Source organism: Acidovorax sp. DMC1, from assembly GCF_056314325.1.
The window spans coordinates 204,731-218,188 of record NZ_JBQUYO010000005.1; the positions used below are offsets into that span (position 1 = coordinate 204,731).

Sequence of the window (13,458 nt, forward strand, 5' to 3'; positions counted from 1 at the left end):
TTCGCTATATTCTTCATAGCAATTCCCGCTTATCGAACAAGCGCTACAGGCCAATATGGCGGTCAATGAGGCGCTCGATTAAACTGCGCCCATGCATCCCGCCATCGCCCAATACCGCACCGGCATTGCCGCTATCTGCCAGCGCTACGGCATTCGGCGGCTGGAGGTGTTTGGCTCGGCGGCACGGGCCAGTGACTTTGACCCCGCCCACAGCGACGCCGACTTTCTGGTGGAGTTTGCTCCAGGCGTTGAGCCCGGGCTCCACTCCATTTTTGGCGCCAAGGCCGATCTGGAAGCCCTGCTGGGCCGGGGCGTGGACCTGGTGGAACCCGGCGCTGTGCGCAACCCGTACGTGCTAGCCAACATCAACCGCCACCGCGAGGCTGTGTATGCAGCGTGACCCGCGCGCCTTTTTGTGGGATGTGCGCGAGGCGGCTGCCGCCATTGAGTCTTTTACCCAGGGCATGGATGCAGCAGCCTATGGCGCCAACGCCATGGCCCAGGCGGCGGTAGAGCGCAAATTTGAAATCATTGGCGAAGCACTCAACCAACTGTCCAAGCTGGATACGGCCATGGCCGCCCGCATACCTGACATGGCGCAGATCGTGGCGTTTCGCAACCAGCTCATCCACGGCTACGCCACGGTGAACGTGGGTACCGTGTGGAACATCACCCAAACGGCCCTGCCCGCCTTGCTACGCGCGGTACAGACTCTGCTGGATGAGCAGAATTGAAACACGCCACCTTCGCCCATGTGCCGCCTGGCCAGGTGGCTGGCCCGTTGCAGCTGGTGCCCGTCAACGCTGGCGTGGTGTCAGTCCACACGGCCGATGGCGCGCATGTGGGCTCGCTCAAGCTGGTCGGCGGGGTGTGGAAGTTCAAGGCCATGGGCTACGACGCCGCAGGCCGCATGGAGCCGGGCCATGGGCCGCTGACGGAGCAGCACAACATGGCGTTCGCGGCGCTCGATGCGGCCGAGGTGAGTGCCCGGCTGCTAGGCGAGTTGGGAAGCGCTGGGTAACGAGCGCTAAGAAAGCACCAAAAATTCGAAGCCGTGCCGCTGGGGGCCATAACCCTCAGTGTTGGGCGTCGGCCAGCACAAACTCCACCGCCGCACAGGCCGCCGCCACCTGCGCCTCAATGCACTGCTCGGGCGTGGCGCGGGGGCTGTCGGGGTAGACCTCCGTTGTGGTGGTGTAGCGCGCGCCGCTGATGCCCGCGCACAGGCCCCACTGCTTCATCGGGTAGTGGATGACACCCGGCGCCACCACGGGCGTGCCGATGATTTCGTTCTTCTCGTCCGCTGGCGCAATGTGCGTGACGCGGCTGACGGCTTCGATGATGGCTTGCTGGAAGGCGGGCTGCGGGTTGTCGGTGTCGTCAACCAGGTAAAAGCCGTCGGGGATGCTGCCGGGCTCGAACACCTTGCCGTCGCGTGCGGCCACGGCGGGGCGGTATTCGGATTCGTCGGTGTCGGTGGTTTCGTGCAGGTCGATGTGGGCGGCGAATTGGCCGTGCAGCGGCGCCACCAGACGCATGAGGGCGGCGGACTCCTGCGCGGGCGAGCCCTCGCGGAACGACCGGTTGGGGTCGATAGCGTCAAAGTTCCAGCGCTGAAACCGCTCGTACGCCCAGGGGCTCACACACGGCACCACCAGCAGGTTAGCGCGGCCTGCAAAGCGCTCGGCCTGCGTGTCCACAAACCGCAGAGCGCCGTGCACACCGCTGGTCTCGTAGCCGTGCACTCCCCCGGTCACCAGCACGGTGGGCAGGCCGGGCTGCCAATCGCGGCTGCGCAGGGCCCGCAAGGGAAAGCGCTCTGCCGGGTGCTGTGCGTCGGCATAAATCACGTCGCCATACATCTCCACGTCAAACCGGCCCCGCAGTGCCTCGATGGCCGTGAGCACGTCGTCGGCATAGCTGCGCTGGCGCATCTGGCGTGCGCGCCACTGCTCGCGTTCTGCCGCGCCCCAGGCTTGGCCGGGCGTGCCGATGGGATAGGTGGGGGTGGGTTGCATGGGTGCGTGGGATGGAGTGGCAGGTGAATGGCAGGCCCGGCGGCAAACGGAGCCGACGGAAAGGACAACGCCAATAAGAGCGGCTAACAAAGCTCAGCGAAGCGGTTCTGGCTAGACGCTGTGTCGCAGGCAGTACGACAAGACACAGCAACGACGCCAGAAGAGTTTTGTTAGCCGCTCTAAGGCTTGTCGCAGGGCGTTCATAGAATACCGCGATGCCCTTCCCTTCGATTCGGCCCTTGCGGCTGGCGACCTCGTCGCTGCTTTTGCTGCTGTGTGCGCTGGCGCATACGCAGCCCGCCCCCACACCGAGCGGCGCATCGGCTGCCGCACCCACAGCCGCCGATGCGGCCCTGCTGTCGCGTGATGCGCGGCGCATTTACGAGCTGTCGCGCGACAAGCTGGTGCAGATCCGCACGTTGCTGCGCAACGCCAACACGCAGGCGTCGATTGGCTCGGGCTTTTTTGTGTCGGCCGATGGGCTGATCGTGACCAACTTCCATGTGGCCAGCCAGCTGGCGCTGGAGCCCGAGCGCTACCGGGGCGTGTACGTGACGATGGAGGGGCAGGAAGGCGAGGTGGAGCTGCTGGCGTTTGACGTGCAGCGCGACCTGGCCGTGCTGCGCGCCAAGGGGCGCACGGCAGCGGCGCCGGTGCTGGGCTTTCGGCCCACCACCGACGCGCTGGCGCAGGGCGAACGCATTTACTCGCTGGGCAACCCGCTGGACATCGGCTTTGCCGTGACCGAGGGCACCTACAACGGGCTGGTCAAGCGCAGCTTTTATCCGCGCATCTTTTTTGGCGGCGCGCTCAACCCCGGCATGAGCGGCGGCCCCGCCGTGGACGACGCAGGCCGGGTGTTGGGCGTCAACGTAGCCAAGCGGCTCGACGGCGAGCAGGTGAGCTTCTTGATACCGGCCGAGTTTGCGCAGGCGCTGGTGCAGCGCGCAGCCAATGCCCAGCCCATCACGCAGGCCGCACATGCCGAGATGACGCGGCAGCTGATGGAGCACCAGCAACTGCTGACAGACCGCTTTTTGAAAGCGCCGTTTCGCGAGCAGCGCCACGGCAACTACCGCCTGCCCGTGCCCGACGATGCGCTGGCGCGGTGCTGGGGATCGGGGCGCGACCCGGCCTTTCCGGGCCTCAACCTGGAGCGCACGCAATGCCAGGCCGACAGCGACGTGGTGGCGGGCGACTTCAGCACCGGCGCGGTGCGCCTGTCTTACGAGGCCTACAACGCGCCCACGCTGGGCGCCGCCCGGTTTGCCCGCATGTACTCGCAAAGTTTTGCCAACGAGCGCTTGCCCACACGCGGCAACCGCCACCAGACGGCGGCCGAATGCACCGAGCGGTTTGTGGACCCCGGCAGCGTGCCGCTGCGCGCGGTGGTGTGCCTGTCGGCCTACCGCAAGCTGACCGGCCTGTACAACATGACGGTGCTGGCCATCTCGGTCAACCAGCCCACGCAGGGCGTGCTGGGCCGCCTGGATGTGCAGGGCATTGCGTTTGACAACGGCATGAAGCTGGCCAGTCACTACCTCAAGGCCTTTCGCTGGGAGGCCGCACCATGAGCGCGATGCCGACCACCACCACCCTGGGGCTGATCGAGGCCTTTGACCGCCACGGAGCGCTGCTGGCGCGCGCGCCCATCACCCGCTGGCCCGTGACCGTGGGCCGCGCGCTGGACTGCGACCTGGTGCTGGACGACCCCTTTGTGGCGCCCCGGCACCTCCGCATTGACCGCGCGGTGGACGAGCCCCGCACCGTGCAGGTCGAGGTGCTGGAGACCCGCAACGGCGCACGCCTGCAGCGCAAGCAGCATGCCCAAGGCGAGCGCTTTGACTGGCCCGATGGCACGCCCATCGACCTGGGCCACACCCACATCAACCTGCGCCTGGCCGATGCGCCCATTGCCGAGGAGCAGGCGCTGCCGCAGTTTCCGTGGCGCACTGTGGGCACCACTGCAGTGCTGGCGGTGCTGGTGCTGCTGGCCGGGCTGGGAGAGTCGTGGCTAGAGGCCCGCGACGCCGCGCAATACCTGAAGGCGCTGCCCCTGTTGCTGCTGACCACGCTGGCAGTAGTGACCTTGTGGTCGGGCGCATGGGCTGTGGCCAACAAGCTGTTTGGCAGCCAGCTGCGGTTCTGGCGCCACGTGCGCATCGCGTGCGCCGCCGTGCTGGTGGCCGACGCGGTGCAACTGCTGAGCTACCTGACGGCCTTCGCGTTCTCGCTAGAGTCGCTGTCGCGGTTTGCCCCGGTGCTGATGGTGCTGGTGCTGGCCGGCGCGCTGTACGCGCACCTGGCTACCGTGTTGCCCCGCCGCCGCGTGGGCCTGGCCTGGGCCATGGCGGCCGTGGTGCTGCTGGGCGTGCCCTCGTGGCTGGGTGCGCAGTGGCTCAACCGCATGCGGCTGGGCAGCGAGCTTTACATGAGCAGCCTGTTCCCGCCCGCCCTGCGCGTGGCCCCTGCAGTGCCGGTGGACCAGTTCCTGCAGGACGCAGACGCGCTGCGCGGCAAGCTGGACCGGCGCCTGCGGGACGACGGGCTGGCGGACGAGGACGACGAGTAGCCCGCCAGACGGACTGCGTAAAGCTGCCCAAACCCACACCGCCCCACCCCGCCAACTCCCATGCGCCGCCGCAAGCCCCACCACAACGTCTATGTGGTCGAACTCTCCAAAGACGTGCTGCTGGAGCCGCGCTTTCGCAAGTGCAACCCCGGCTACATCGACGGCAAGCCCTGCGTGTACGTGGGCATGACGGGGCTGGACCCGGATGTGCGGTTTGACAAACACAAGGCGGGCATCCAGGCCAACCGGTTTGTGACGCAGTACGGCCTGCGGCTGCTGCCGGACTTGTACGAGGGCTTCAACCCCATGACCTACGAGGAGGCGGTGGACAGGGAGATCGAGATCGGCATCGACCTGCGCTCGGCGGGGTTTGGGGTGTGGCAGGCGTGAGCGCCTGGTCAACGGTAGCGCCTGTTCAAAGTCTGGGCCCCGGCCCGCATCCTTTAAGATTCCGCCCCGCTTTATCAGCCACTCACTTTTTTATAGCTGCTCGCGCATGATCTTCTAGCGCTTGCGGCCCATTTCACTTGAATTTGACTGCCATGAACTTCGCAGACCGCCTGAAGCAACTCCCCTCCGCCAGCCACCTCGCCGCCCTGCAACTGCTGGGCGCGGACGGCCAAACACTGGCCACCATCGAGAACAAGCCCGGCCAGACCGGGTCGCTGGTGGTGTATGCCGCGCTGGCGGCGCTGTATGGCGGGCAGATCTCGCCTGCCGCTGCCAGCCTGGGGCTGGAGTGGTATGCCGAGCATGTGGCAGATGCGCGCGCCTTTCCGGGCAAGCACCCCAACATCGATCGGCTGCTGGCCTGGGCGCAGGGCAGCGAGAGCTTTGCAGTGCGCACCGTCGCAGCCTGAGACAAAAAGTTGCCATGGCAGCGGCAGGTTGTCGAAAACGCGCAGGCCCGTTCGTCGTAGGGGTATGAACACGTTGAATGAGCGATATCGTTCGGCGGTTCACGCTTTCATCCACCCTGATGTCCACCTTCAAGGAGACCCCGCATGACCACCACTACCGGCACCGTCACCCTGCACCGCGTGCTGCGCGCACCGGCAGAGCGCATCTACCGCGCGTTTCTGGATGCCGACGCCATGTGCAAATGGCTGCCACCCCATGGCTTCACGGGCCGGGTGCTGAGCCTGGATGCGCGCGTGGGCGGCAGCTACCGCATGCAGTTCACCAACCTGAGCAGTGGCGGCACGCACGCGTTTGGCGGCGAATATGTGGAGCTGGTGCCGGGCGAGCGCATCGTGCACACCGACCGGTTTGACGACCCCAACCTGCCGGGCGAGATGCGCACCACCATCCAGCTCAAAAAGGTGATGACGGGCACCGAGGTGTCCATCGTGCAGGCGGGCATCCCGGCGGTGATCCCGACCGAGATGTGCTACTTGGGCTGGCAGGAGTCGCTGCAGCTGCTGGCGCTGCTGGTGGAGCCGGAGATTCCGGGCGAGTGACACACACGCGCAGAACTCCCGGCTCAGGTCACTGCAGCTGAATTACTTCAGCCACTTGTCTGCCGCTTGTTTGATGGTGCCCCGGCTGTCCACCAGGCCCCACACAAAGCCCATCACGCGCACATAGTCGGCGTCGTCGGTGGGCAGCATGAAGCCCAGGTAGTTCTTGGGCGTGAGCGGTGCGTCCACAAACGCGGCGGCCAGGCGCGGGTCGGCCTTGGCGTAGTGCAGGGCTTCGTACGTCTCGGTGATCATCACGTCGCCCTTGCCCTCGGCGATGAGTGCGGGGATCTCGGCGTTCTTGTCGTGTGTGCTGACCTGGGCGGCCTTGAGGTTGGCGAGCACATAGGTCTCGTTGGTGCCGCCGGGGTTCTTGATGACGCGCACGGTGGGCTGGTTCATCGCGTCCACGCTGGTGTACTTGGCCTTGTCGGCCGCGCGCACCAGGGCGACTTTGCCAAAGGGTGCGTAGCCGGGCAGCATGTCAAAAATGCGCATGCGGTTGACGTTGCGGGTGATGCCGCCCACGGCCACGTCGAACTTGTCGCCCTGCAGGTCCTTCATCAGGTTGGGCCACGAGGTCTGCACGTACTCGATCTTCACCCCCAGCTCTTTGGCCATGGTCTCGATCACGTCGATGTCGTGGCCGCTGTAGCCCGCGTCGGTCTTGATGGCAAAGGGGCGGTAGTCGCCAGGCGTGCCTACGCGGATGACCTTAGTCTCCATGATCTTGTCCAGCCGGGGGCCGGCATGCGCGGCCTGGGAGACGAGGGACACGGAGGCAAACAGGGCGGCCGCAGCCACGGCGAGTGTTTTCTTGGGGATCATGGGAAAGGGCTCCAGAAGACAAAGGGGTGCAGAAGGGATGAATCGGCCCGCCCGGCCAATGCTGCACGCACCAGCCCAGGCGGGACCACCAAAGAATACGCCAGCACCAAGCATTCAACGTGCCATGTGCGTGTCACTGTGCGTGCCCCATGATGGCACCGCGCAGGCACTGCCACCCTGCTGGGTTACCCTGCATGCCCTGAAGGCGCTGCCAACGGCTGGCGCCCCCCCCTTACCCAACAAGGAACCCCATGAAAAAACTCAACGTCACCATCCAGCTCGAAATGACCGTGCCCGACGACTGGCAACTGGTCGAAACCTCAGAAGGCACGCCCGTCATCCAGATGGCCGACAACAAGTTTCTGGACCTGGCCATCGAGCCCCTGTTTGCCAACGACCCCGAAGACATGTGGAGCAGCAGCGAGAACGAGGACGAGCTCAACGAGGTGCTGGAGATGGTGGAGAGCGAAGAAGTGGCGTACGAGTTTGTGACGCACTGACCCGTGAAACACCGGGCGCTGCAGTCACCTCACAACTGCGAGCGCAGCAGCCCGGTCATCTTTTCGTGCAGCTTTTCGCTCCACGGCCGCTCCAGCCAGGCCTCGTAGGTCACGCGGCGTGACCGCTTTATGTCGTCTTCAAACACCTGCGTCTGGCGCTGCGCAAACGCGGCGTCGTACACGTTCAGGTTGGCCTCGTCGTTCAGGCGGAACGAGCGGTTGTCAAAATTGGTGGAGCCCACCGACACCAGCAGCTGGTCCACGATCATGACCTTGCAGTGGTACATGGTGGGCCCGTATTCGTAAATCTCGGCCCCGGCCTGCAGCAGCTCGCCCCAGGTGGCGCGGGATGCGGCCTTCACCGTTTCGGTATCGGTGTGCTCACCGGGGGTGACCAGGCGCACGCGCACGCCACGCGCCAGGGCGTCCATCAGCAGTTTGCGGGTCAGGTCGTCGGGCACAAAGTAGGCCACCGACAGGTCGATGCTGCGCTCGGCTGCCGTGATGGCCAGGTGGTACATGAGCTGCATGCTCTCGCTGCCGCTCGATGGCGAGCTGGAGAACATCTGCGCCTTCTGCCCACCCGCCGGAGCAATGGCTGGGAAGTACGCCTCGCCATGCAGCACCTTGCCGGTGACCTTGAGCCAGTTGTCCAGAAACGTGGCCTGCATCTGCGCCACGGCGGGGCCGCGCACCAGGTAGTGCGAGTCGCGCCAATGCTCGGGGTCTTGCGCGTTGCCCGTCCACGCGGGCGCAATGCCCACGCCGCCGGTAAAGCCCACCTGCCCGTCCACCACCAGCAGCTTGCGGTGGGTGCGGTTGTTCAGGCGGGCAAGGTTGTACCAGTGGGGTTTGTGGAACTTTTCAATCTGCACCCCGGCCTCCTTCATCTCGGCCAGGTAGCTCTCTTCCATCTTGGCGCTGCCCACCCAGTCCAGCAGCACATGCACGGGTACACCGGCGCGGGCACGCTCGCTCAGGGCGTCGGCAAACTGCTTGCCGATGTCGCCCGACCAGTAGATGTAGGTTTCGAAGGTGACGCTTTTCTGAGCGGATTTGATCGCGGCCAGCATGGGCGGAAAGATCTGGTCGCCGTTGATCAGCTCCGTCACCGCATTGCCGCCCACAATGCCCGGGCCCAGCAGGCTGCCCAGGGCGCGCTCGAACTGCGGGTGGGCGGTGCTGTACAGGCGCGGCAGCTGCTGCTGCACCTTTTTCTCGCCCGCCGTGAAGTTGAGTGCCAACAGGACAAGGGCCCCCGTGGCCAGGGCCGTGAGCAAGACAGTGAGCATGGTGGAGCGGCGGCGGCGAGGGGCGGCGGGTGGCATGGCGCGATGGTAGGTGGCACCATGCACGCGCGATGTAGGCGGACGCCGCCAACACCGGGGGCACAATGGCCCTTGTCGGCCGCGACAGCGGTGCGCTCCGTCCATCGCCCCCCCTCGTGCTGCCTCTTTGTCTTTTGCTCTCGCCCTTCTCTGCCGTGTCTGAATCTGCCCGCCCTGCTCCCCTCCGCCCCACCCTCTCCGTCACCCGCCGCAGCGCCTTGATCGGCACGGCGGGCCTGCTGGCGCAGCCTGCCCTGGTGGCGCCCCTGCACGCCAAGCCTCTGCCCCCCGCACCCACGGTGTGGCCCCAGGCGCTGCAGGTGCCCGGGGGCGTGGCACGGCTGTCGCTGGGCCCAGCGGCCACGCGGCCGGTGGCGCAGGTGCGCCAGGGCGAGGTGGATGTGCCGCTGCGCGTGGTGGGCGATGCCATCGAGTGGACGGCCATCGTGGGCATCCCGCTGGCGGCAGCGCCGGGCGATGCCTTCATCAGCGTGCTGCCCGAGGGCGGCGGCAGCCCGCGCCTGGTGCACTACAGCGTGGCCCCCAAGCAGTACAAGGAGCAGCACCTGAAGGTGTCACCGCGCACGGTGGACCTCTCGCCCGAGGACCAGGCCCGCTACGAGCGCGAGCGCGACCACCAGGCCCAGGTGATGGCCACCTTCACCGAGCAGCCCGCCGGCGTGGCGCTGGCATCGCTGCGCATGCGTGTGCCCGTGCCGGGGCGGCGGTCCAGCTCGTTCGGGCTGCGCCGCGTGTTCAACGGCCAGCCGCGCAATCCGCACAGCGGCATGGACATTGCCGCTGCCACCGGCACGCCCATCGTGGCGCCGCTGCCGGGCCGGGTGATTGACGTGGGCGACTACTTCTTCAACGGTGGCACGGTGTGGCTGGACCACGGCCAGGGCCTACTCACCATGTACTGCCACCTGAGCAGCATGGAGGTGCGTGTGGGTGATGTGCTGCAGGCAGGAGACGCGTTCTGCAAAGTGGGCGCCACCGGCCGCGTGACCGGCCCGCACCTGCACTGGGGCGTGATGCTGAACCGCACCATGGTGGACCCAGCGCTGTTCGTGCCGGCCTGATGGTGCAGGGCTTCATTACTATGCAATTGATAGCATCCAGTGCATATTGCACTAGCGCATCCGGCCCTTTTTGCTTGAAACCAGCCCCATGACCTCGCGCCTGATCCGTTTCAACAAACCCTACGGCGTGCTGAGCCAGTTCACGCCCGAGGGCAAGTGGCAGGGTCTGAAGGACTACATCGACCTGCCCGGCGTGTACGTGGCCGGGCGGCTGGACGCCGACAGCGAAGGGCTGCTGCTGCTGACCAACGACGGCAAGCAACAGGCCCGCATTGCCGACCCGCGCTTCAAGATGGAGAAGACCTACTGGGTGCAGGTGGAGGGCATCCCCGATGAGGCTGCGCTGGCCGCGCTGCGCAGCGGCGTGGTGCTGAACGACGGCCCCACCCTGCCCGCCCGCGCACGGCGGCTGGAGACCGCACCCCAAGTGTGGGACCGCACCCCACCCATCCGCGAGCGCAAACACATCCCCACCACCTGGATTGAACTCATCATCCGCGAAGGCCGCAACCGCCAGGTGCGCCGCATGACGGCCGCCGTGGGCCACCCCACGCTGCGGCTGATCCGCGCTGCCATCGGACCGTATACGCTGGACGGGCTGGCACCGGGCACCTGGGCGGATTGAGCTGTGAGGCGTGCAGGGCTTAGGCGGCCACTGCCTGCATGCGCCGCGAAAGGGCAGAGCCACGGGCGCGTAAAAATGCGCGCAAGCCCTCGGCATAGTCCGCACCCACGGCCTGCTGCACCGAAGGGCGCGCCGCCAGCGCTGCGCGCCACTGTTGCACCAGCGGCAAGCCGTGCCAGAGCGCCAAGTCATCCATGCCTGGCAAGGTGTCGATGACATCGAAGTAGCGGAACACCGGGCCAAACACCACATCCACCATGCCAAAGTGCGGCCCCGCAAAGTACGGCCCCGGTGCGCTGCGCTGGCCCAGCGCCTCTTCGATCTGCACAAAGCGGCTGCGCAGGTCTTGCGCGCGGGCCTGCAGCGTGGCCTCGTCCTGCGCGGCGTAGAAGGCGCCGATCGTGTTCAGCACCGCGGAGCCAAACTCCATCCACGCCCGGTGGCGGGCGCGCTGCAGCGGGTCTTGCGGGTGCAGCACGGGCATGGCCACCTCGTCCAGGTATTCGCAGATCACGGCCGATTCGAACAGGCTCTGGCCGCGCACCTGCAAGACCGGAGTCTTGCCCAGCGGCGAGATCGCCAGAAACCAGTCGGGCTTGCGGGCCAGGTCGATGGTGCGGCGCTCAAACGCCAGGCCCTTTTCGTGCAGCACGATGGCCACGCGCTGCACGTAGGGGCACAGCGCGTGCGAGACCAGGGTGAGCGCAGCGGGTGCCGCTGCGGGCGCTGCATGCCCAGTGTGCGGGGCAGTCATGCCAGCAACCCCTCAGCCCGCAGCGCAGCCTGCACCTGCGGGCGGGCCGCCACGCGTGCCATCCAGGCCTGCAGGTGCGGGTAGGCAGTGAGCGGGATGCCCAGCAGGTTCGACCAGTTGACGATGGTGAAGCCATAGGCATCGGCCACGCTGTAGCGGCCCGCCAGAAAGTCGCTGCGCGACAGCACGGCGTCCATCTCGGCAAAACGCACAGCCAGCTTGGCCTTGACGGCCTGGCGCGTGGAGTCGGCCGTCTCCTTGTGCCACAGCCAGGGGCTGAAGCCCTTGTGCAGCTCGGTGCTGACGAAGGTAAGCCACTCCAGCACGGCCAGGCGCTCGCTGGAGCCGGGCTGTCCGATGAATGCGCGCGACGGGTCCAGGTCGGCCACGTACTGCAGCAGCGCCGCCGCTTCGGTGTGGCGCGACTGGTCGGCCAGCTCCAGCAGGGGCACATAGCCGCGCGGGGAAATGTCGAGGTAGCTGGCACCGGTCTGTGTGGTGTGGTGCACCAGATCCACCTTGACCAGATCGAACGGAACGCCGACCTCGCGCAGGGCAATGTGCACGGCGAGCGAGCAGGCACCGGGGGCGTAGTAGAGCTTCATGGGAACGGGGCTTTCTGTAAAAAGGGTTGGAATATGTCGCTCCTCGGCACCCACGGATACCCATCGGTACACAGCAACGGCCAGCGACAGGCAGAATCTACGCTTGCAACAACGCAAACAAAATAAGCGACCATGAAATCAACCGTTGCATCAGTGCAATACCAGCTGGGCGCCGCCGAGCTGGAAGTGCTGTTGGCCATGGTGCGCACCGGCACCCTGGCCGCCGCCGGGGAGCGGCTGGGTGTGGACGCGTCCACGGTGTTCCGCGCCATCCAGCGCATTGAACGCGGGCTGGGCCAGTCGCTGTTCGACCGGTCACGCGCTGGCTACCGCCCGTCGGAACTGGCCCAGGCCCTGGCCGAGCAGGCCGAGCGTGTGGAAGCCGCCCTGGAGGCCGCCCGCTCTGCCGCGCAGGCACAGCCCGAACAGGTGTCGGGCACGGTGCGCATCTCCACCACCGACACCATCCTGCATGGCCTCATCGCCCCCGCCCTGCAGCTGCTGCAGCCCCGGCATCCGGCCTTGGTGTACGAGCTGCATGCCGGCAACGAGCTGGTGAGCCTGACGCGGCGTGACACCGACATCGCCGTGCGCGCCACCAAGCGCCCGCCGCAGCACCTGGTGGGGCGCCAGCTGGGCATGATCCGCTCGGCCCTGTATGCAGGCGCTGCCAGCCCGCTGGCCCTGTCGGACGTGGAGGCCGGCCGCGCCGCCTGGATTGCGCCCGACGACGCGCTGCCCGACCACCCTTCAGTGCGCTGGCGCAAGAAGCAATACCCCCGGGCGCAGCCCACCTACCGCGTCAACAGCCTGCTCACGGTGATGGAACTGGTGGCCCTGGGCATGGGCGTGGGGGTGTTGCCCCTCTTTCTGGCCCAGAGCCGCAGCGACCTGCGCCCGCTCACGGGCGCGCTGGCCGATGGCGAAACCGAGCTGTGGCTGCTGACCCACCCGGAGTCGCGCCACCTGCGGCGCATTGCAACGGTGTACGGGCACCTGGCGGAGACGGTGCAGCTGCCTTGAGTCACCTCGGGCCTCTGGCCGATGAATGCACCGCGCAGACCCCACCCGCGCCTGCTGCCAGCACGTTGTCAGCAGCCGGTCCCTACAGTGCGCGGGCATGACCACTACACAGTTCTACGGCGCGTCCAGCCTCGACGGCTTCATCGCCACGCCCGACCATGACCTGGGCTGGCTGCTGCAATTTGGCGAGATCGAAGGCTCCAGCTACCCCGACTTCATCCGCAGCGTGGGCGCGCTGGCCATGGGATCACACACCTACGAATGGATGCTGAAACATGCCATCGATGCGGGGCAGCCCTGGCCGTACACACAGCCCACCTGGGTGTTCAGCACGCGCACACTCTGCAGCATTGCGGGTGCCGATGTCCGCTTTGTGCGTGGCGATGTGCGCCCCGTGCACCAGGCCATGGTGCAGGCCGCAGCAGGCCGCAATGTGTGGGTGGTGGGCGGGGGCGACCTGGTGGGGCAGTTTCACGATGTAGGCCTGCTGGACGAGCTGATCGTGCAGGTGGCGCCGGTCACGCTGGGCGCGGGCACCCCGTTGTTTCCGCGCCGTGTGGTGCAGCCGCCGCTGCAGCTGCAATCCGTAACCACGCTGGGCGGCGTGTTTGCCGAGCTGCGCTACCGGGTGCCGCCACGCTCCGACCGCTGAGTGCCTGAAGG

Annotated in this window: 18 protein-coding genes; 13 read left to right on the plus strand and 5 right to left on the minus strand. The window is 66.8% G+C overall.

Annotated features, from left to right (window positions below):
* Positions 1-91 precede the first annotated feature (91 nt).
* Genes ACT531_RS12965 through ACT531_RS12975 form a run of 3 tightly spaced genes read left to right on the plus strand, consistent with a single transcriptional unit; the run spans position 92 to position 1,021 of the window.
* Positions 92-400, plus strand: coding sequence for a nucleotidyltransferase family protein (locus tag ACT531_RS12965; protein ID WP_110961036.1), 309 nt, complete (start codon positions 92-94; stop codon positions 398-400).
* Positions 390-734, plus strand: a complete 345-nt coding sequence (locus tag ACT531_RS12970; protein WP_476017680.1) for a HepT-like ribonuclease domain-containing protein — start codon at positions 390-392, stop codon at positions 732-734. Before ACT531_RS12965 ends, ACT531_RS12970 begins: the two co-directional genes overlap by 11 nt.
* Positions 731-1,021, plus strand: coding sequence for a hypothetical protein (locus tag ACT531_RS12975; protein ID WP_476017681.1), 291 nt, complete (start codon positions 731-733; stop codon positions 1,019-1,021). Before ACT531_RS12970 ends, ACT531_RS12975 begins: the two co-directional genes overlap by 4 nt.
* 55 nt (positions 1,022-1,076) lie before the next feature.
* Here ACT531_RS12975 and ACT531_RS12980 read toward each other — a convergent pair whose 3' ends face one another.
* The gene (locus tag ACT531_RS12980; RefSeq protein ID WP_476017682.1) at positions 1,077-2,018 is read right to left on the minus strand and encodes a M14 family metallopeptidase; all 942 of its coding nucleotides are present in this window, start codon (positions 2,016-2,018) and stop codon (positions 1,077-1,079) included.
* Positions 2,019-2,233: 215 nt separating this feature from the next.
* Between ACT531_RS12980 and ACT531_RS12985 the strand changes: the two genes are divergently transcribed.
* The 5 genes from ACT531_RS12985 to ACT531_RS13005 all read left to right on the plus strand — a co-directional run bounded on the left by ACT531_RS12985 (position 2,234) and on the right by ACT531_RS13005 (position 6,050).
* Positions 2,234-3,592: a S1 family peptidase gene (locus ACT531_RS12985; protein ID WP_476017683.1), complete on the plus strand. Its 1,359-nt coding sequence runs from the start codon at positions 2,234-2,236 to the stop codon at positions 3,590-3,592.
* Complete coding sequence (locus ACT531_RS12990; RefSeq protein ID WP_476017684.1) at positions 3,589-4,590, plus strand: FHA domain-containing protein; 1,002 nt, start codon at positions 3,589-3,591, stop codon at positions 4,588-4,590. The genes ACT531_RS12985 and ACT531_RS12990 overlap by 4 nt, the downstream gene beginning before the upstream one ends.
* A 60-nt stretch (positions 4,591-4,650) precedes the next feature.
* Positions 4,651-4,980: a hypothetical protein gene (locus tag ACT531_RS12995; RefSeq protein ID WP_291447092.1), complete on the plus strand. Its 330-nt coding sequence runs from the start codon at positions 4,651-4,653 to the stop codon at positions 4,978-4,980.
* Positions 4,981-5,132: 152 nt separating this feature from the next.
* The gene (locus ACT531_RS13000; RefSeq protein ID WP_476017685.1) at positions 5,133-5,450 is read left to right on the plus strand and encodes a DUF2322 family protein; all 318 of its coding nucleotides are present in this window, start codon (positions 5,133-5,135) and stop codon (positions 5,448-5,450) included.
* A 144-nt stretch (positions 5,451-5,594) separates the two neighbouring features.
* A complete protein-coding gene (locus ACT531_RS13005) occupies positions 5,595-6,050 on the plus strand; it encodes an SRPBCC family protein (protein ID WP_476017686.1) in 456 nt (151 codons plus the stop codon).
* Between the two features lie 42 nt (positions 6,051-6,092).
* Here ACT531_RS13005 and ACT531_RS13010 read toward each other — a convergent pair whose 3' ends face one another.
* Entirely contained in the window at positions 6,093-6,878 is a 786-nt protein-coding gene (locus ACT531_RS13010; RefSeq protein ID WP_476017687.1) for a transporter substrate-binding domain-containing protein, read from the minus strand.
* Between the two features lie 251 nt (positions 6,879-7,129).
* On the opposite strand from ACT531_RS13010, the gene ACT531_RS13015 reads away from it, so the two are divergent.
* Positions 7,130-7,378, plus strand: coding sequence for a hypothetical protein (locus tag ACT531_RS13015; RefSeq protein WP_015014994.1), 249 nt, complete (start codon positions 7,130-7,132; stop codon positions 7,376-7,378).
* 29 nt (positions 7,379-7,407) lie between these two features.
* Here the strand turns inward: ACT531_RS13015 and ACT531_RS13020 are convergent, their stop codons facing one another.
* Positions 7,408-8,670: a phospholipase D-like domain-containing protein gene (locus ACT531_RS13020; protein WP_476017749.1), complete on the minus strand. Its 1,263-nt coding sequence runs from the start codon at positions 8,668-8,670 to the stop codon at positions 7,408-7,410.
* 191 nt (positions 8,671-8,861) lie between these two features.
* Between ACT531_RS13020 and ACT531_RS13025 the strand changes: the two genes are divergently transcribed.
* Together ACT531_RS13025 and ACT531_RS13030 are read left to right on the plus strand one after the other, a co-directional pair.
* On the plus strand, positions 8,862-9,788 hold the full coding sequence (locus ACT531_RS13025) for a peptidoglycan DD-metalloendopeptidase family protein (RefSeq protein ID WP_476017688.1): 927 nt from the start codon (positions 8,862-8,864) through the stop codon (positions 9,786-9,788).
* Between the two features lie 88 nt (positions 9,789-9,876).
* A complete protein-coding gene (locus tag ACT531_RS13030; protein WP_476017689.1) occupies positions 9,877-10,413 on the plus strand; it encodes a pseudouridine synthase in 537 nt (178 codons plus the stop codon).
* Between the two features lie 19 nt (positions 10,414-10,432).
* Here the strand turns inward: ACT531_RS13030 and ACT531_RS13035 are convergent, their stop codons facing one another.
* Both ACT531_RS13035 and gstA read right to left on the minus strand, forming a co-directional pair.
* On the minus strand, positions 10,433-11,167 hold the full coding sequence (locus ACT531_RS13035) for a glutathione S-transferase family protein (RefSeq protein ID WP_476017690.1): 735 nt from the start codon (positions 11,165-11,167) through the stop codon (positions 10,433-10,435).
* A complete protein-coding gene (gene gstA, locus ACT531_RS13040; RefSeq protein WP_476017691.1) occupies positions 11,164-11,772 on the minus strand; it encodes a glutathione transferase GstA in 609 nt (202 codons plus the stop codon). Before gstA ends, ACT531_RS13035 begins: the two co-directional genes overlap by 4 nt.
* 132 nt (positions 11,773-11,904) lie before the next feature.
* Here gstA and ACT531_RS13045 point away from each other — a divergent pair, with 132 nt between their 5' ends.
* Entirely contained in the window at positions 11,905-12,795 is an 891-nt protein-coding gene (locus ACT531_RS13045) for a LysR family transcriptional regulator (RefSeq protein WP_422847304.1), read from the plus strand.
* Positions 12,796-12,892: 97 nt separating this feature from the next.
* On the plus strand, positions 12,893-13,447 hold the full coding sequence (locus tag ACT531_RS13050; protein WP_476017692.1) for a dihydrofolate reductase family protein: 555 nt from the start codon (positions 12,893-12,895) through the stop codon (positions 13,445-13,447).
* Positions 13,448-13,458 lie beyond the last annotated feature (11 nt).